This is a genomic window from Vibrio quintilis, from assembly GCF_024529975.1.
In the GTDB taxonomy this organism is placed as follows: domain Bacteria; phylum Pseudomonadota; class Gammaproteobacteria; order Enterobacterales; family Vibrionaceae; genus Vibrio; species Vibrio quintilis.
Map to the genome: position 1 here is coordinate 2,990,196 of NZ_AP024897.1, position 18,578 is coordinate 3,008,773.

The 18,578-nt window shown below is 45.4% G+C and carries 13 protein-coding genes; 6 read left to right on the top strand and 7 right to left on the bottom strand.

The window, feature by feature from the left end; genetic code table 11:
* Positions 1 to 572: 572 nt before the first annotated feature.
* The 4 genes from OC443_RS13775 (at position 573) to OC443_RS13790 (ending at position 6,184) form a co-directional block, all read left to right on the top strand.
* Positions 573 to 2,366 (top strand): ABC transporter substrate-binding protein, encoded by a 1,794-nt coding sequence (locus tag OC443_RS13775; RefSeq protein ID WP_073581616.1) that lies wholly within the window; start codon positions 573 to 575, stop codon positions 2,364 to 2,366.
* Positions 2,367 to 2,454: 88 nt separating this feature from the next.
* Positions 2,455 to 3,393: an ABC transporter permease gene (locus tag OC443_RS13780; RefSeq protein ID WP_073581614.1), complete on the top strand. Its 939-nt coding sequence runs from the start codon at positions 2,455 to 2,457 to the stop codon at positions 3,391 to 3,393.
* 12 nt (positions 3,394 to 3,405) lie between these two features.
* A complete protein-coding gene (locus OC443_RS13785; RefSeq protein ID WP_083601569.1) occupies positions 3,406 to 4,470 on the top strand; it encodes an ABC transporter permease in 1,065 nt (354 codons plus the stop codon).
* Between the two features lie 10 nt (positions 4,471 to 4,480).
* Entirely contained in the window at positions 4,481 to 6,184 is a 1,704-nt protein-coding gene (locus OC443_RS13790) for an ABC transporter ATP-binding protein (RefSeq protein ID WP_200796908.1), read from the top strand.
* A 171-nt stretch (positions 6,185 to 6,355) separates the two neighbouring features.
* On the opposite strand, the gene OC443_RS13795 is transcribed toward OC443_RS13790, so the two are convergent.
* On the bottom strand, positions 6,356 to 7,336 hold the full coding sequence (locus OC443_RS13795) for a GlxA family transcriptional regulator (protein ID WP_073581610.1): 981 nt from the start codon (positions 7,334 to 7,336) through the stop codon (positions 6,356 to 6,358).
* A 308-nt stretch (positions 7,337 to 7,644) separates the two neighbouring features.
* Here OC443_RS13795 and OC443_RS13800 point away from each other — a divergent pair, with 308 nt between their 5' ends.
* A complete protein-coding gene (locus OC443_RS13800) occupies positions 7,645 to 8,115 on the top strand; it encodes a nuclear transport factor 2 family protein (RefSeq protein WP_073581606.1) in 471 nt (156 codons plus the stop codon).
* 129 nt (positions 8,116 to 8,244) lie between these two features.
* Here OC443_RS13800 and OC443_RS13805 read toward each other — a convergent pair whose 3' ends face one another.
* Together OC443_RS13805 and OC443_RS13810 are read right to left on the bottom strand one after the other, a co-directional pair.
* On the bottom strand, positions 8,245 to 8,598 hold the full coding sequence (locus tag OC443_RS13805) for a hypothetical protein (RefSeq protein WP_073581604.1): 354 nt from the start codon (positions 8,596 to 8,598) through the stop codon (positions 8,245 to 8,247).
* A 208-nt stretch (positions 8,599 to 8,806) separates the two neighbouring features.
* Positions 8,807 to 9,526 carry a carbonic anhydrase gene (locus OC443_RS13810; RefSeq protein WP_073581602.1) on the bottom strand — a complete coding sequence of 240 codons (720 nt, stop codon included), beginning with the start codon at positions 9,524 to 9,526 and terminating at the stop codon, positions 8,807 to 8,809.
* A 1,047-nt stretch (positions 9,527 to 10,573) separates the two neighbouring features.
* On the opposite strand from OC443_RS13810, the gene OC443_RS13815 reads away from it, so the two are divergent.
* Complete coding sequence (locus OC443_RS13815) at positions 10,574 to 10,774, top strand: hypothetical protein (protein ID WP_073581600.1); 201 nt, start codon at positions 10,574 to 10,576, stop codon at positions 10,772 to 10,774.
* A 269-nt stretch (positions 10,775 to 11,043) separates the two neighbouring features.
* Here OC443_RS13815 and OC443_RS13820 read toward each other — a convergent pair whose 3' ends face one another.
* The 4 genes from OC443_RS13820 to OC443_RS13835 form a co-directional block, all read right to left on the bottom strand.
* Positions 11,044 to 12,201 carry an SEL1-like repeat protein gene (locus OC443_RS13820; protein WP_073581598.1) on the bottom strand — a complete coding sequence of 386 codons (1,158 nt, stop codon included), beginning with the start codon at positions 12,199 to 12,201 and terminating at the stop codon, positions 11,044 to 11,046.
* 64 nt (positions 12,202 to 12,265) lie between these two features.
* Positions 12,266 to 13,420: an SEL1-like repeat protein gene (locus tag OC443_RS13825; RefSeq protein ID WP_073581596.1), complete on the bottom strand. Its 1,155-nt coding sequence runs from the start codon at positions 13,418 to 13,420 to the stop codon at positions 12,266 to 12,268.
* Positions 13,421 to 13,486: 66 nt separating this feature from the next.
* Positions 13,487 to 14,620 (bottom strand): SEL1-like repeat protein, encoded by a 1,134-nt coding sequence (locus OC443_RS13830; protein ID WP_073581594.1) that lies wholly within the window; start codon positions 14,618 to 14,620, stop codon positions 13,487 to 13,489.
* Positions 14,617 to 18,576, bottom strand: coding sequence for a LysM peptidoglycan-binding domain-containing protein (locus OC443_RS13835; RefSeq protein WP_073581592.1), 3,960 nt, complete (start codon positions 18,574 to 18,576; stop codon positions 14,617 to 14,619). Before OC443_RS13835 ends, OC443_RS13830 begins: the two co-directional genes overlap by 4 nt.
* Between the last annotated feature and the right edge of the window lie 2 nt (positions 18,577 to 18,578).

Sequence of the window (18,578 nt, forward strand, 5' to 3'; positions counted from 1 at the left end):
TCAATTGAATCAATTCACTTGTCTGTATTTTTCATTATCTGAGAATTTTTTTATTATTTGATATTTTTTCCCTGCCTTTGATCCGTTTCATTCCCTGATCAAACCGGAATTACCTGAGAGATCAATCATTAAATCATAGAGTTACAAATCACTTGTCACAAGTCCCAATCAAATGAGTCTCATCTGAATTTCAAACAGACATAATCATCAAAGCTCGCATCTTAAGCTGAGATGTGATATCAAGATACCAGCCGTAAAAAACACTTACAATACAACATATTATATACATGAGCACCTGTTTTTTATCCATACTGACCAATGAACAGAGCTGTTTAATTTTTGAACAAAATGTATAGACAAATGGCAGCCTGACAGAAGCGAAATCATCCAGTGGCGTATCTTTTGCTTCTGTATATCAGTCATTTATCCACTCATGTGCAATGAATCATCCGAAAATATTCCGGATATACCTGTAAACGTTGTTGATGAAGGGACATATCAGGAAACAAATATCCGGCAACGGATATATTCGGAACCGTATCTGAAACGAAACTTAGAATGGAGAAGTTTTAATGATAATAAAGGACAAGTTTTTTAAAGCCGCACTGCTGGTTGCTGCAATTGCCACCTCTGGCCCGCTTTATGCGGCAGGGCCACACGGCACACTCAATGTCGATATTGATGGCCCGGCGACGGGATTTGACCCGGCAAAGGTTGGGGATAGCTACTCGATGCAGGTCGTTAGTAATGTTTACGATACCCTGCTCACCTATGACTACCTGGCCCGGCCGGTCAAGCTTGTTCCGAATGTCATTGAATCCATGCCCAAAATTACCAATGGCGGTAAAACTTATACGTTCAAAATTAAACCGGGTATTTATTTTGCCGATGACCCGGCATTTAAAGGCAAAAAACGCGAGCTGGTTGCCGCGGATTATGTCTACTCCCTGAAACGTATTCTGGATAAAACCATCAACTCCCCTACCAGTTATCTGTTGGCCGGAAAATTTGTCGGCACAGACAAACTGGTGAAACAGTCAGGCAACGGGCCGCTGAATTACGATACAAAAATTGAAGGGATCAAAGCATTAGACAAATACACACTGCAACTGAACCTGAAAGAAATAAATTATAACTTCTCGGTGATTATGGCGATGCCTTCTTTTGCCGCCGTCGCACGGGAAGTGATTGAAGCCAATGCAGCCAATACCAATGCTCACCCGGTCGGAACGGGCCCTTATATGCTGGCTGACTGGAAACCGGGCAACAAAATTTCGCTGACGGCCAATCCCAACTTCCGCAAACTGACATTTGATTTTAAACCGGATCCGACTGACCCGGTCTCGGTCAAAGTTGCCAAAGAGATGCATGGCAAAACCATACCGCAGATTAAAAATATCAACATCAATGTGATAGAAGAAGAACAACCGGGATGGCTGGCTTTTCTGAACAAACAACTGGATTTGTCCGGCATTCCGCAACCGGCCTACAAAGAAGCGCTGGTGATGAATCCGAAAAATCCTCAGGACGTCAAACTGGCGAAAAAATTTGTTGATCAGGGCATTTCGCTCCAACGCAGCAAATTACTGGAAATCACCTTCTACTTCTTTAATATGGAAGACCCGGTTGTCGGCGGTTATACACCGAAGAAAATCGCTCTGCGCCGCGCTATCGCGATGGCTTACCCGCGGGCAGAAACGATCGCCCGGATCCGCCGTGGTCAGGCAACCCCCGTCAACTACGTGATTCCAGAAGGCGTGGCAGGCCACAACCCGAATGTGAAGAGTGCGATTCAATATAATCCGGCGAAAGCCAATGCATTGCTCGATGCTGCCGGTTATAAAATCGGCCCGGATGGCTTCCGTACCCAGCCCGATGGTTCTCCGTTATCGGTTGAAATGGGCACCGGCACCGCAGCGATTGACCGGGAATGGAATGAGTTCTGGCAACAGACCTTTGACGCCGTCAAAATTAAGCTGACATTTAAAACCGGGAAATGGAACGAACTGTCGAAGATGAACCGGGAAGGAAAACTCCAGATGTGGGGACTGGCCTGGTTTGCCGATTATCCGGATGGTGACAACTTCATGCAGATGTTCTACGGCCCGAATACCGGCGATTCCAACTGGGCGGCATTCAACCTGCCTGTGTTTAACAAAGAGTACGAAGAAACCCTGAAACTTCCTGACGGTCCTGAGCGTCAGAAACTCTATGACAAAATGAACAAGCAAATCACGCAATACCAGCCTTTGGTCATGGGTGATACGCGGATCAGAAGTATGGTGACTCACGACTATGTTCATGGTTACAAATCCCATCCGATCATCGGCTCCTGGCGTTATATGTCACTGGATGATAAAAAATAAACTGATTCACTTTTTACATCTGGTTGCATGAAAATCAATACGGCTCGCTCACGAGTCGTATTGACCTTTGCAATTCTCAGGAGAACTCATGCTTTCTTATATCATTCGCAGAAGCTGGCAAATGATTCCGACCCTGCTTGGCGTCATGCTGCTGCTGTTTACGCTGTATACATTAGTCGGTGGCGATCCATCTTATATTCTGGCCGGTAAAAGCCTGAATGCAGAAATGATTGCCAGCATCCGGGCACAGTTAGGGCTGGATAAAAGCCTGCCTGAACAGTTCCTTATTTTTATTCAGCAAGTGCTGACGATGGATTTCGGCACATCATGGTCGACACAACAGCCGGTGTCCGAAATTATCGGCAACCGGGTCGGACCTTCTGTCATGTTACTGCTGACCTGGCAGATCTTCTCGTTGTTTTTCTCGCTGCTGTTTGCCGCTTCCGTGGCTTATTTCAACGGCAGTATTTATGACCGTACCGTCACGATTATTTCAACCTTTGCCATGTCGATCAGTATTCTGGTTTACATCATCGCCGGACAATATTATCTGGCTTACAAACTACAGTGGTTTCCGGTCTTCGGCTGGGGCAACGACCCGTGGCAAAACTTCCTGATTTATATTCCGCTGCCGCTGATTATCGGGCTGGCAGTCAGTATCGCCCCTGACACCCGCTTTTACCGGACCTGTTTCGTCGAAGAGATTAACCACGACTATGTGCGGACTGCACGGGCAAAAGGCTTATCTGAGCGAAAAGTCATCTTAAAACACGTGATGCGTAACGCATTGATTCCGATTGTCACCGGGGTCATGGCTTCTCTGCCGTATATGATTACCGGCTCAGTGCTGATGGAACGCTTTTTCGGCATTCCGGGGCTGGGCAATGAAATTCTCAAAGCCGTCAACAACAGTGACTTTCCGGTCATTAAGGCCATCACGATTTATCTGGTGATTGCCATTATGATCTTTAATCTGCTGGCAGATTTAATCTATAAGCTGGTTGACCCACGCGTGAAACTGAAATAGGAAGGACAGACCGTGCATTCTCAAACTAACGATCTCAGTCTGGACGCAGAATCAACCGTATCAGACGCACCGGCCCGCAGCTTATGGAGCCTGGGCTGGCAACGATTAAAGAAAGATAAAGTCGGCTATTTCAGCCTGTATATCGTCATCTTCTACTTATTGCTCTCTCTGAGCGGATGGATAAATCTGGTCGGGGCTGACTGGCGGGAAGAAATCGCCCTGCCCCATGCACCACCGACGTTTGCCAGCTGGGAAACCCGCGGCGCAGAAGTCAAAGCCAGCAGCATTCAGGGCGTTGAACAGGAAACACTTAAAGAAGATGCTGACGACCCCCTCGCGGCCCTGTTAGCCGAAGCCGATACCAATGAAGATCAATACGAAACCGAAACGGTTAAAAAAACCGATTCACTGATTCTTGGCGCAGATGGCCGCGGACGCGATATTCTGCAAAAAACCTTAAAAGGCACATCTGTCTCGGTCACCGTTGCCCTGTTCGGCTCTTTCTGTGCAATTGTGATTGGTACGATTTTAGGCGCACTGGCCGGCTATTTCGGCAGATGGGTTGATGACCTGCTGATGTGGTTTTACAGCATTTTTACCTCCATTCCGGACATGCTGCTTCTGCTGTCTTTCGCCGTAGTGTTTTCCCGCGGGATTGATACATTAATCATCATCTTCGGTCTGACTTCGTGGACCTCCGTATTCCGGATTATGCGGGCTGAGTTTATGAAGCACAAAGACCGCGAATATGTGCAGGCTGCCGATGCCATCGGTGCGGGTCACGGGCGAAAGATGTTCCTGCATATTCTGCCGAACGTCAGTCACCTGCTGCTGGTACAGTTCTCGATTCTGACCGTCGGTATGATTAAATCCGAAGTGGTGCTTTCTTTCCTCGGATTCGGGGTCAGCATCACACAAACCAGCTGGGGTTCGATGCTGGCAGAAGTGCCCTCCGAACTGCTTCAGGGCTATTGGTGGCAAATGGCGACAGTCACGGTATTTATGTCCATTCTGGTGACGGCATTCAGCCTGCTGACAGACAGCATGCGTGACGCATTAGACCCGAAAGTGAAGTGATGAGGGAAGCATGATGAACCAACCTTTATTAACAGTGAAAAACTTAAAGGTCGACTTCAGACTGGAAGATGGCGACCTGTTTCACGCATTAAAAACGATTAATTTTACCGTGCCGGAAAACACCACCGTAGCGCTGGTCGGTGAATCCGGCTCCGGCAAGTCCGTCACTTCCATGGCATTAATGGGATTGTTGCCGGTTTCAAATACGCTGATTTCAGAGCAAAGCCAGATTGAGTTTGACGGCCGGGATGTGCTGAAAATGTCCCGGAAAGAACTGCAAAAACTGCGTGGCAGCGAAGTGGCGATGATTTTTCAGGAACCGATGAGTTCTTTAAATCCGGTATTCAGTATCGGAGATCAGATTATCGAAACCCTGCTGGAACATAAAAATATCGGTAAAAAAGCCGCCAGAGAAAAAGCCATTGAACTGCTCACCGAAGTCGGCCTGCCTGACCCGGCGAACCGGATCAAAGCTTATCCCCACGAACTCTCCGGCGGACAGCAGCAACGGGTGATGATTGCCATGGCGATCGCCTGTGAACCCAAATTACTGATTGCTGACGAACCAACCACAGCTCTGGATGTGACGATTCAGAAGCAGATTCTGGAACTGATCGCTGACATGCAGAAAAAGCACAAGATGTCGGTGCTGTTTATCACCCATGATCTTGGTGTTGTGGCTGAATTTGCCGATCAGGTGGTGGTGATGCGTCACGGCAATATTTGCGAACAGGGCGATATCAAAACCATCTTCACCCAACCGGAACACCCGTATACCAAAGCACTGTTAAACTGCCGCCCGACCCTCGACTACCGCCCGGAACGGCTGGCAGTGATCAATGACTTTCTTCAGGCAGAAAGCTACCAGAAACCACCGGAGCGATCGCGTGGGTATCAGCCTGATGGTGATATCGTACTTGAGGTCAAAGACCTGCGTAAATATTTCCGGATCCGGACCGGGCTGTTCAGTCACCGGGATTTAAAAGCGGTTGATGGCGTCTCTTTCAAGCTGCAACGCGGCAAAACGCTGGGTATTGTCGGAGAATCCGGCTCGGGGAAATCCACCGTCGGACACACCATCATGCGCCTGTTTGAGCCCACCTCAGGCCAGGCTTTTTACCGTGGAGATGACCTGCTGAGCATGACCGATGAAGAGTTTAAGCCGCTCAAACGCCGGGTGCAGATTATCTTCCAGAATCCTTATGCATCCCTGAACCCGCGCTTTACGGTCGGGCAGATCCTGACGGAACCTATGATGCTCCACAACATTGGGACCGGTCAGGCAGAGCGCCGCAAAATGGCGGAAGCCCTGCTGGAACGGGTCAGCCTGCCGAAAAGCGCGTTTAATAAATACCCGCACGAATTTTCAGGCGGCCAGCGGCAGCGCATCGCGATTGCCCGCTGTCTGACCCTGAAGCCGGAAGTGCTGATTTGTGATGAATCAGTGTCTGCGCTGGATGTTTCTGTCCAGGCGCAGGTACTTAACCTGTTGCAGGACTTACAGGATGAATACCAGCTCTCTTATCTGTTTATCTCCCATGACTTATCGGTGGTAAAACATATTTCCGATCAGATCATGGTGATGCAAAAAGGGAAAGTGGTTGAACTGGGCGATGCGGACACCATTTACGCCAATCCGCAGCACAGCTATACCCGGAATCTGATTAATGCCATTCCACAGGATCCGATGCGCGGTAAAGCGCTGCTTGTCTGACAGCACGTCGCTGATCAAACATAGCTGACAGAACGTCAACCTGATACAAAACCGTGAACGCCGCCACAGCCTGACGGCGTTCACATTTTCCGCATTCACCCTATCCACATGCTTTTCGCATTCATACTCTTCTTGCATCAGCTTTTGCCTGTCCCCGGACAGTCTGTATCTTCAGGTTGCTTGGGTATAAAAGCGTTGCCGGTAATCACTGGGGTTAATCCCGACCCGCCGGATAAACGCCCGCCGCATCAAATCAACATTGCTGAATCCGCACTGCGACGCAATCCGTTGCAATTGTGTCTCACTGTCTTCCAGCAGCCTTCTGGCGGCTTCCACGCGGGCAAGTTCAACAAAATCTGCCGCTGTCCCACCGGTTTCCCGGCGAAACAGCCGGCTGAAATTTCGCACACTCATCGCCGCCTGCTCAGCCAGCACCGGCAGGGATAAATCCTGTGCCAGATGGGCCAGAATCCAGTGTTGAACCGACTCAATCCGGCTTTCTGTCGCCATTTGCGCCGCCAGATGAGCACTGAACTGAGACTGCCCGCCGGGTCTGCGCAAAAACACCACCAGCCGGCGGGCAATTTTCAGCGCGAGTTCACGGCCATAATCATCCTCAATCAGCTTCAGCGAGAGATCGATCCCGGCGGTTATCCCGGCCGAAGTACACAAGGCGCCATCCTGCACGTAAATCGAATCAGCAAACACCTCAGCCTGCGGATAACGCGCTGCCAGTTCTTCTGCCTGTTGCCAGTGAGTTGTCACCCGCCTGCCATCCAGCAAACCTGCCGCGCCCAGAAAAAAAGCCCCGGTACACACCGAGCCATAACGCCTGATATCCGGCGTATGCCGTCTGAGCCAGGCATGAAAAGCCGCCATTTCAAATGCCTGCTGATAATCATGCGTACCGGCGATCAGCAATGTATCAATGGGAAAGCGCGGATCGTCCAGCGTATGGTCTGCAACAATCGTCATGCCATCCATTTCCACTTGCCTGTCATGCCCGGCAGCCAGCGTGCGTACATCGTATTCAATCTCACCATGCGTCTGCCGGTAAGCTTCACGAAATGCCGCCAGTGGGCCGGATACATCCAGCGGCTGAGCTTTGGGAGGAATGGCAATCACAATGGTCCGCGTCTGTTTTGAGGTCATGTGTATCTGCTCCGGCAAAATTTCACGTCAGTTTACCCTGTCACAGGAATGTTCTCCCGGCTCTGTGAGGCCGGAATCATCTTGTGGCTCAAATGGCGGTCATTATGTCCGGATAAGACGCATGCGCATTATTGAGCCAAATAATTATACCGGTAAAATATCCATACCGGCAAAACTACGGTTTTAAAAAGCATACGGTTTTAAAAAGCATACGGTTTTAAAAAGCATACAGTTCCCAAAGCATACTGATTCAAAACCATATTGCCCTCAAAAACAGTCCATGCAGTACAAGACGACGGAGATAAGTTATGACAGAGATAAGACAGCCGCTTCCCCCTTTTGATTTACAAACTGCGACGGAAAAAGTACGCCTGGCGGAAGATGGCTGGAACAGCCGGAATGCCGCTCAGGTAGCCCTTGCTTATTCGCCGGATACCCGCTGGCGCAACCGCACGCATTTCGTCAGTAACCGCGATCAGGCACAGGCATTTCTGGAACAGAAATGGCACAGGGAACATGAATACCGGCTGATTAAAGAGTTGTTCGCGTTCAAAAACAACCGCATCGCAGTGCGTTACGCGTATGAATGGCGTGATGACAGCGGGCAATGGTTCCGCGCCTACGGCAATGAAAACTGGGTGTTCGATGAAAACGGGCTGATGAAAGAGCGCCACGCCAGTATTAATGACCTGCCCATTAAAGATTCAGAACGGAAGTTCCACTGGCCGCAGGGACGTCGCCCGGATGATCATCCGGGGCTGAGTGAGCTGGGGTTATAAACCGTCCGGTTATCAGCCACCGGCTCATCCACAGTGAAGTATCATCAGTTGTGACCAGCGGCGGCTGGTCATTGCATCGCTTTTGATTTTGTACCCCAAAAACCTGCTGCGAAGTCAGCAGAACGCAGCTTACCCCAGCAGGTTCCCGCGAATTCCCTGATAAATATTCAGCACCCGATCATGGGCGGGTTTATGTTCTGCGAAAAAATGCAGGCAGATTCGGGCGCTGTCTTCATACCCTGCCGGTAATTCGAGGTTCAAATCACCGGCCATCCGGCGGACATAAGCCAGCTGCTTTTCTGTCGGTAGCTTGAGTTCATCAGGAATAGCGGACTGAATCGCATCAGTGAGCTGCTGTTCAAACTCCGGCCATTCACTGAGGTCCAGCGTGGTTTTTTCAGTCAGTGATGCGAGTTTTTTTTGCTCCGGGGTGAGACGGTAAGAAAAGGTAACCTGACCAACAGTAAATTGCACTTTATCCATTGAGAATCTTTGCCTGACGTGGTTTTTACTTTTCGGTCATGATATCAGCAGCGATCAGAATATGCTACTGATGCAGGGACTTATCAATCACGCGCTATCAGGCTGTATTGAGAAACCATCCGTGCTCAGGATTCAGCGATTTACAGCCCGCACAAAAAAGCCCGGCGACTTCAGTCACCGGGCTGCAATTCAAACACGGCCGGGCCGGTTAGTTCGATGTCACAACGCGGGCATTCAAAGATTGTAACGGCCGGTTATTGTGACCCATGATTTTCATCATCGCATGCTGTTGAGTATCGGAAAGGGTTTCCGTATCTTTCATCACAAACCAGCGTACACCTTCACTACATGGTGGTGTGGTTAAAGAACCATTGAAACGGTAGTAAGCCGTCTGCGAATGCGGCAGCAGATCTTTCACCATCAGCGGATGGGCAAATTTTTCACTATGACCTGTTTTTGGCAGATTCGCGGTTAATTTATCCATAAACTGGCTTTTTTGTCCTTTATCGAACATCACCGCAATCACCGCCAGATGACCTGAATCATCCTTATTTACAAAGTGTGCTTCCATCGCATACTGGTGGTTGTCGACATAGTTTTCTGACGGGGTATGAAAATGGAATTGCGCCAGTTTAAATGTCTTCCCGTCGACCGTCATTGTATTATCACCGGCAACCTTCGCCTGAATGGTATGTCCGTTGTTCACAATCCCGACCACGGTGCCGTTATAGTGAATTTCCAGTGGCTTCATGCTTGCCTGCACCGCATGATCAATATCTATCGGGCTTTGGTTTCTTCCCTGCAGGCAGGTCGCAGACACCTCTCCCCAATGTTCCGGATTATGCTGACCTGAATAACCCCATTCAGATGCAGCCGCGTTTCCCATCAAAGCCAAAGATGCTGACAGTGCCAGTAAATGATATTTCATGAATATGTCCTGTTGTGTTTTTAAAAATAATTATTATTTACCCAAATAACCCGGTGACTGAGTGCTGTTGGGTCGATAAATAAGTCCCGTAAACCGAAGAGCGATAATAACAACCAAAAATGGACAAATAACAGCCGGAATATTCATTTTCAAACCTGGTGCACAGAATTATATCTTTATGATTTATAAGTAAAATAACTCACAATTTATGTATTATCATTTCATGTGCAACAGACATATTTGCTTCATCTATAGCTCATTAATTGATCAAGCATTAATATGCAACCTTATTTGCATATTCATCAGCAGAATCAGTAACGGCAAACCAGGGAAGATAAAACAAACCCGGCACAAACGTCCGGGTGTTGGTGTGGATATTGATGTTGAAACGGTTGAACTCAGTCAGCTAAAGCTGAGACGTTAAGAAATGGCAATTAACAGCACCAATCCTAATAAGACAGCCATAATAAATTCCATATGCGACTCCGGCTCCATGTTGATAAACAGGCTTTCTTATCTCAGAACTCATTCAAAATAAGTCTAAGATTTATAATATTTATATTCCAAACCATATGTAAACAGTAGCAACAAGTTATCAAAGTTGGAATAAGCGGCTGAAGCGAATCTCAGGACTGATCACACTTTTCAGCGAATTAAATGCATAAAAACTACAAAATGGTGGTGTGATTTACAAAGCGTATGTCAGCGTTTTTATTGATCAGATTCACAATTTTTTGTCGGCAAAAAACCATACTTGCATGACATTGACTTCTCTGCCAGCCCCCACGTAAACTACTGCCTTCACTGGCAAAATCCAGTGACAGGATTAGACCCCTGCTAACTACCCGCATGTAAAAATAATGGCTTTCGTCTAACTATTTGCATGCCGCTTCAGTGTACCCGTAAAATAAAGTTTATGGTGAGCTGAGCGAGGGCGCTTCGGCGCGCCGTAACGGTAGTTCGGTAGGTCTAACCTTGTTCAGTTCACCACCCGCAGATTAGACCCTTCGAGTGGAGAAATGAATTCGATTAACTACCGGAGAAAACATGATGCTTGAAATGCTGCCTTTCGATCCTGACATTGCCCAGAAAGCACGGGAACTCATTCTTGAATCCAACCATAAGCTCAGAGATAAAGACGTCGACGCAAAGCTGATTTATCAGATACAGAGCTATCTGAATAATCTGATCACACTCCATGCACTGCGCAATCAGTCGCTGGAAGATTCAGTTTCCGGGTTGTCGTGAGCTGGCGGTTTGAGGAATGGGTTAGCGCGCTTTTCTCAGATATTTGTAACAGTTCCGTCAACACCTTTGGCCCCTCAGCATGGCGGGACTGAAAACCAGAAGGAATAATGTGATAGAGAACATAACCGCCAAAGCCTGATGCGGCTACAGCGCATAAGCTTAAAACAGAGAGAATGATCAGCTTTAAATTGATTTTTTTTATCATAATTATCGGGATTCAAATATCAGGGCTGCAATTATTGCTTACCCTGATTTTCTTAACAGAACGATTACAGATTTGCAGGGTTCATTTCATCGATGTATATCACCGGAGTCATTTGACTGATTCTCTCATTAGAAAGCCTCCTTGCCTTAGCTAACTCTTTCTCAGTTAGTGCATCTAAATTTTCATTTTCTAAATCCATTCTTAATGAAGAAAGATTATAATTCCTATGTAAAAATTTATCACTGGTAATAGCGCACGATGCAAGGTTAACTATATTACTTCTGTTTTTTTCACCTTTTAAAAAGAAATAATCCAGACAGGAATAATAATTAACATCTATTTTTTCTAGTTGCCTCATTACTTTATCAACATATTTTTTAGGAAACACACTCTCACCTTCAATTACAACTGTAGATAAAGCTAAAGGATAATTATTATTAACTAACAAAGTAAGGATTTTATTGGTTATTTTTATGTCTTTTTCATCAACCAGGCTACCTTTATCAAGAAATGGGCCATAATAACCATGCCGAACATAATACCCAATTAAATTCATCAATGGCTGATAATAGTGCTGTTTGGCATTCTCTGTCACCAACTGTTCCAGCTTTTGATGGACTTCTGCTGAGTCACTGTATACATCAATATCCAGCTTCAGCAAATAATAAGCCGCTTTCACATCACCATTTTCAGCCCGTTGTTTGAGTATTTTCCGTCCCAGCCTGCCCCATTTTTCATTACAGTAACCGGACATAAACCGCTGACAGTCAGAATTATCTATATCCAGCCTTAATGCCGCATAAGGATTTCCTGACTCTGCTGATTGCTGAAATAGCTTTGCTGCTGGTCCTGCTGAATACAAACCACTGCCATAAGTGATATCCCCGAGCCAAAACATTGCATCTGCGTTACCCTTTTCCACCAAAGGTTTCAAAAGTTTTTCTGCAATATCCCAACGGTGGCGCTGAATTTCCAGTACAGGTTGATATAACGGATTATCCGGCCGGTAAGTACTGGCAATATAGGGATCCGGATTAAATGGCTTACTTTGCTCAGCCATTTGAAGCAGCTCCGTTAACACCTTTGGCCCTTCTGCATGACGGGACTGAAAACCAGAAGGAATAATGTGATAGAGAACATAACCGCCAAAGCCTGATGCGGCTACAGCGCATAAGCTTAAAACAGAGAGAATGATCAGCTTTAAATTGATTTTTTTTATCATAATTGTCGGGATTGAAATATCAGGGCTGCAATTATTGCTTACCCTGATTTTATTAACAGATCGACTATGGACTTGCAGGGTTCATCTCATCAATGTAAATAACCGGGGTCATTTCATTGATTCTTTCTTTAGATAGTGCCCTTGCCTGAGATAATTCATCTTCACTCAAGGCATCTAAACTTTCATCTTCTAAATCCATCTCGAATGAAGAAAGGTTATGATTTCTATATGAAAGTGAACCACTGGTAATAGCACATGATGCAACTTTAATTATATTATTTCTGGTCTTTTTTCCTTTCGAAAATAAATAATCCCAACACATATAATAACCAAGACCTATTTTCTCATAATGTGCTATAACCTTATCAGTATAATCAGCTGATAAAGTATTTTTCTTGTCATATATGGTTGCGGCCGCTAAAGGAAAATTATTATTTACCGCTAATGTTAAAATTTTAATTGCAAGTCTTTTTTCTTGTTCACTTACTGGAGTATCCTTATCAAGATATGGACAATATATGATATGCCATAAATAAGTGCGGACTAAATTCATCAGAGGCTGATAATAGTGCTGTTTGGCATTCTCTGTCACCAACTGTTCCAGCTTTTGATGAACTTCAGCTGAATCACTGTATACATCAATATCCAGCTTCAGCAAATAATAAGCCGCTTTCACATCACCATTTTCAGCCCGTTGTTTGAGTATTTTCCGTCCCAGTTTGCCCCATTTTTCATTACAGTAACCGGACATAAACCGCTGACAGTCAGAATTATCTATATCCAGCCTTAATGCCGCATAAGGATTTCCTGACTCTGCTGATTGCTGAAATAGCTTTGCTGCTGGTCCTGCTGAATACAAACCACTGCCATAAGTGATATCCCCGAGCCAGAACATTGCATCTGCGTTACCCTTTTCCACCAAAGGTTTCAAAAGTTTTTCTGCAATATCCCAACGGTGGCGCTGAATTTCCAGTACAGGTTGATATAACGGATTATCCGGCCGGTAAGTACTGGCAATATAGGGATCAGGATTAAATGGCTTACTTTGCTCAGCCATTTGAAGCAGCTCTGTTAACACCTTTGGCCCCTCAGCATGACGGGACTGAAAACCAGAAGGAATAATGTGATAGAGAACATAACTGCCAAAGCCTAATGCGGCTACAACGCATAAGCTTAAAACAGAGAGAATGATCAGCTTTAAATTGATTTTTTTTATCATAAGAAATAGTAAATTTAAAATCAGAGCCGCAATAATGGTAAGTTTTTATTTTTGATAGTAAAGAAACTACGGACTTGGTGGATTCATTTCATCAATGTAAATAGATGGAGTTTGTCGTTCAATCATCTTATCAGACAATTTTTTTGCTTGAGTAATTTCTGATTTTGATAATTCAGAAACGCCTCTTTGTTTCAAACGAAACTGAAATAAGTCAAAATGATTGAATCTATTGCTATTAGCATGATCGGAGGTTAAGGCACAAGCACCACCTTTTATCAAATCTGAACGTTGGCTGTGTTCCTTCTTAGAATAATAAAAAGAACATATTTCCGGCATATCTTCTAAATAAACACTTCTCTGAATAATCTGGAGTAAGTAATCAGGTGTAACTGAAATATCATCACCAAATACAATCTTAGACATAAGTGGGACATAGTTATTATTCACCGCTAACTTCATCAACTGAATAACTAGTTTTTTATTTTCATGTGCACGTAATTTCTTATTATTTAAATAGCCATCTAACATATCCATCAATGGATAATAATAATTATTTTTTGCATTTTCAGTCACTAATCTTTCCAACTCTTTATGTTCTTCTTCAGTCGTCAGTAACTTATCTCTTAATAAATAATACCCGGCTTTAACATCACCTTTATCAGCTCGTTCTTTAAGTAGCTTTCGCCCAAAAATTCCCCATTTTTCTTTACAAAAACCAGACATAAACCGCTGACAAACTGGGTTATCCACATCCAGCCTTAACGCGGCATAAGGGTTCCCCAATTTTGCTGACTTTTGATATAAATGTGCCGCTTTGGATGAGCGATAAGGACTACCGTAGGTAATTTCTGCCAACCAAAACATTGCACCTGCGTTACCCTTTTCCACCAAAGGTTCCAAGAGTTTTTCTGCAATATCCCAACGGTGGCGCTGAATTTCTAATACAGGTTGGTATAGCGGATTATCTGGCTGGTAAGTACTGGAAATATAAGGATCCGGATTAAAAGGTGTACTTTCTTCTGCCATCCGCAGAAGGTCCGTTAACACCTTTGGTCCTTCTTTTTGACGGGCGGTAAAACCATCAGGGAATAACCATAAATATCCAATCACTAAAGATGTAATTAAAACTAAGCTGAAAAAAACTATAGCGATCCATTTGAATATTTTTTTGCATAGTGACTTAAGGTTAAATTTGCTCATAATATCCACTTAAATTTTTTCCAGAACCCTTCACTTTCTGCCACCATTTCTTTTACCCTTTGTCGATCTTCAACAATGATGGAGGTATCATCCTTTTTATCTACTCGATAGGCTATTAACAAGTTAGTAAGACCTGCATTTTTAGAATAAAAACGACAGCATCTCATATTTCCGCATAATTCTTCACTACTTTTCACAAAAGTATCTATTATGGCTCGAGCTTGTACATTATTAAACTCATACCTTAGCAAGTTGATAAACTTAGCTAGTTGAACCCAACTTTTAGCAAAACGTTGCCACTGCTCATATGGATTACGTGCCGTTTCAAGATTTCCCCCCATACGAATTAGACTTTCCTCAAACTGACGGCGGCGTTGTTCTATTTGTTCCTCGCTTTTAGCACTATCAACCAGCCATTGCATAATCTGCACAATAGCCTGTGCTTTCAGTAATTCCGTTCGCTCCCTTGCCTTATGGTCTTGCACGTAACTATTTGTTGCAAAGTCTGGCATAATATCTTCCATCATATCAGGCAGAAGATCATAAACATTCTCGTATATACTCTCATCCTCAGGCTGACTCAAACAATCCAATAATTTACACATAGATTCAGGTGGCATATTTTTCACCCAGCTCTGTACTTTCTGTTTATTACTTCGCTCAAGAATATTTCGGGCAATCGTCGGCGCATACTCTTTCTTTAACGCATTGGATTTAAAATCATTGTAAGCGGTGGCGGGCATTAACAGAATATCACCGAAGCTCAGCCCTAAAACGATGGCAAGGGTTAAACGTTCATTTAACGCTTCATAATCATCATTTCTGCCGTTTTCATCCACTTCCCCGAATACAGCAATTCGCCGGAAGCCGGTTTCTTTCAGGACATTAAGTAAGTGCTCAATAAAGCGATCCGCATTAACCGGATTGACCGATACCGAAATTTTACCCGACACCCCCGGACCACATACAACTTTCGCTGCGGCAACCATATACAGCGTGCCGTTTTGAAAGGCAATTCTCAGTTCACCGGAAAAGCCAATCCCGGCATTGGCAGCCAGCTGACTGGTCACGCCACCTAACTCCAGTAAATCGGCATCAATTTTATGACTGTTAATCGTGGTGGATGGCGGCCGCCAGTAGACTTTTGCCCCGATTTGGCCACCCGCTTCTACCCCGGCAAAAGCATCAATTTTAGCCACGCCCTGTGCGGCCAGTGCCGGTTTATTACCGCCACCTGAACCGCTATTCGCCTGCCCGGATGGATTGCCATTATCTGAACCATTATCCGGGGCAGAAGACTGCGGGATATTCTGATCAGCGCCATTGACCCGGTAGCCCAGTGTCCGGCTGTTGACGCCCTGATTATAATCCTGATAACAGGTGGCTTTACCTTTAACGCCGATTTTCCCATCCGTTGCCGCCGGGCCGAAACTGACATTGCCGGAAATAGTACAGGTTGCTGCCGCTAAGCCATATACAACCGCAGAGATTTCAAGGAAGAAATCGCCACATTCATATGTTTTCGGTACTTCTTTCCGCTGCGCTTTATCCCATGCCATATAAGTGATATCTGGCTGCATACCTTTCACCGGGCCTTTGGTCGGGTCGCCCTTATCTCCATGCGGGAACCAGGTCTTAAATGATAACTGACCACTCAGCAACGTCAGGTTCACGCTGGCAGAAACACCACTGGTTAAATCCATATTCGGTTTGAGTTTATCGTGCTCACTGGCGGGCAGATTCACAGTCCCACTGGCACTGGAAGAAAGCCGCATAAACTGCGCCTCAGCATCCACCACATACAGTGATTTACCATCCGGCCCGAGGCCGTCTTCCCAGTGATAATTGTCCTCCCAGAATGCCGTTGATTTCCCTTTCGCTTCTTTGGCAATATTGAAGACACTCAGGGCAAATTTCCCTTTGACCAAATCTTTTGCGGCATCGGCTCCGGCACTTGCTGCGGTTTTATACACGGCATTGAGGTTTTTCAGGGTATTCTTCAAACTATCAAACCTGTGCAACGCCTGCTTCTGTGAATCCACCATCGTACCCGGCCCAACCGGCACCACTTTCTGAGTGATATTCTTTACATGGCCTCTGGCTTTACTCTCATCTCCGGAAGACTGCGGCAAATACCAGGCAGGGCCGCGAACCCAACCGACATCTCCGCTGGAAAGCAGCACGCACTCCACCACCTGTAAATCGGCTTCACCGGTTTTTTTGTGGAACAGTCTGCGGCTTTTCTTCTGCGGCTTAAACTTCTCTTCATCCCAAATCAGCTGATAAGACGCTTTTTTCTTTTCTTCAGGCAAATAAAAGTGTTGCAGGTTTTCTGCCTTCTTTGCCCGATCTGCAGCCAGATCTTTTAAAAACTCAATCCGGGCCAACGCTAATTTCTTCACCCAAATCATATTGCTGAACATTTCCGGAGCAGGCATGGCAGAAGAACCCAGCACCTGTTTTAAATCACCAGTCCACTGGCCCAGTGTCGCATCAATCAGTTTGACAATCGCCAGTGATGGATAATAACCCCACTCAACAAACCCCTTGGTATTAATGATTCGTTTCATCTGACTTTGTGCCGGCTCTTTAGAATCCGTTTTGACACCAAGTTCCTGAATCAGCTTTTTTGCAATCTCCGGCCCATCTTCGATATCAATCTTACGGCTTGACTGGCCCGACAAAAATTCATTACTACGCCAGAAATCAAACATGTCACTATGCTGGCGTAAAGTCTCAGGCCCGAGATGTTTATCAGATTCACCTTCTAACTCAGCAAATGTCAGGCACTGCTCTTTCAACAGAATGCCCATCCGGTTCAGGTTCAGCAGATTCGCGGCAAAGCTATTCGACTGCCCATGATAATTGTCATCATCTACCGATTCATACGATAAAATGTTCGCTGACACCTCTTTGACGTAGCTCCAGAACATCTTAATATTCCGGCTGGCTTCCTCATGAGAGTTCAGGGCGGTTTCAGTGTCACGATATGTCCGGCCGAGGAAAACAAACTTCAGGGCATTTTCAATATTTTTCTGCTGGCTGCTGGTGAAGTACTGATGATTTTTATCATAAACAAATTTTGAGCCATCATCCGTGGTCAGCGTCCGGGCAAACTGCTCAGCACGGCGTTCAATATCTTTCCGCTCCCCCTCCAGATGCTGTATGACTTTATAACGCAGTTTAATTCTTGCTTTCGCCAGCTGATTTCTGGTATCACTGATTTTCTTAAATTGTTTGATCGTCATATCAACAGAAGTCATGCCGGGCCCATAACTTTGGGTCATCAAGGCATAAGTGATGTAGTTTTTGACCTTTTCCCACATCATATATTTATCAATCAGTTCTTTTACATCTAATCCTTCCTGAGTCGCAACTGATTCGATAAAACTGTCTTCACCATGTTCAAATTGTTTTGCTGCACCTGTTTTTATCGTTAACAACAGATAAAGCATTAAACGATAACGATCGACGTCTTCTTTTGACGCCAGAAATGCTTCATGCGGCGTATTCTGAAATTTAGACAGCAGCCCGAGGCTATTGAGATTTTGCAGGGTTGCTTCGTGATCCGCGACAACCGATTTAGCAACTAACTTTTGTTCATCCTGAATGATTGTCTGCGCATCTTTACTGACCGCATACCAGACTTTTTTATTCGATTTGGGATGAGAAGGCACGTATAAAATATCCACCAGCTCAGGTGTACTACTGCCACAATAATCGTTTTTACATTTGGGTGGCTTTGGCAGCGGAATGCGGGTGCCCGGATCATTATTAAATGCAGCGCCTTCCTGCCCCGGTAACACCAGCGTATTTCCTGCATAAATCAGATCAATATTTTTAATCTGCTCACTATTCAACGCAGCCAGTTGATTCAGGTCGATGCCAAACTTCCCGGCGATCAGGCTCAGGCAGTCGCCTTCCTTAATTGTATATGTCTTTAAATTATCAGCCATCA

What these genes read in the sequence shown, in the direction of transcription:
- OC443_RS13815 (WP_073581600.1), top strand. Translation starts at nt 10,574, where the DNA reads ATGATGCTTGAAATGCTGCCTTTCGATCCTGACATTGCCCAGAAAGCA.
- OC443_RS13775 (WP_073581616.1), top strand. Translation starts at nt 573, where the DNA reads ATGATAATAAAGGACAAGTTTTTTAAAGCCGCACTGCTGGTTGCTGCA.
- OC443_RS13830 (WP_073581594.1), bottom strand. Translation starts at nt 14,620, where the DNA reads ATGAGCAAATTTAACCTTAAGTCACTATGCAAAAAAATATTCAAATGG.
- OC443_RS13795 (WP_073581610.1), bottom strand. Translation starts at nt 7,336, where the DNA reads ATGACCTCAAAACAGACGCGGACCATTGTGATTGCCATTCCTCCCAAA.
- OC443_RS13810 (WP_073581602.1), bottom strand. Translation starts at nt 9,526, where the DNA reads ATGAAATATCATTTACTGGCACTGTCAGCATCTTTGGCTTTGATGGGA.
- OC443_RS13780 (WP_073581614.1), top strand. Translation starts at nt 2,455, where the DNA reads ATGCTTTCTTATATCATTCGCAGAAGCTGGCAAATGATTCCGACCCTG.
- OC443_RS13820 (WP_073581598.1), bottom strand. Translation starts at nt 12,201, where the DNA reads ATGATAAAAAAAATCAATTTAAAGCTGATCATTCTCTCTGTTTTAAGC.
- OC443_RS13790 (WP_200796908.1), top strand. Translation starts at nt 4,481, where the DNA reads ATGATGAACCAACCTTTATTAACAGTGAAAAACTTAAAGGTCGACTTC.
- OC443_RS13800 (WP_073581606.1), top strand. Translation starts at nt 7,645, where the DNA reads ATGACAGAGATAAGACAGCCGCTTCCCCCTTTTGATTTACAAACTGCG.
- OC443_RS13835 (WP_073581592.1), bottom strand. Translation starts at nt 18,576, where the DNA reads ATGGCTGATAATTTAAAGACATATACAATTAAGGAAGGCGACTGCCTG.
- OC443_RS13825 (WP_073581596.1), bottom strand. Translation starts at nt 13,420, where the DNA reads ATGATAAAAAAAATCAATTTAAAGCTGATCATTCTCTCTGTTTTAAGC.
- OC443_RS13805 (WP_073581604.1), bottom strand. Translation starts at nt 8,598, where the DNA reads ATGGATAAAGTGCAATTTACTGTTGGTCAGGTTACCTTTTCTTACCGT.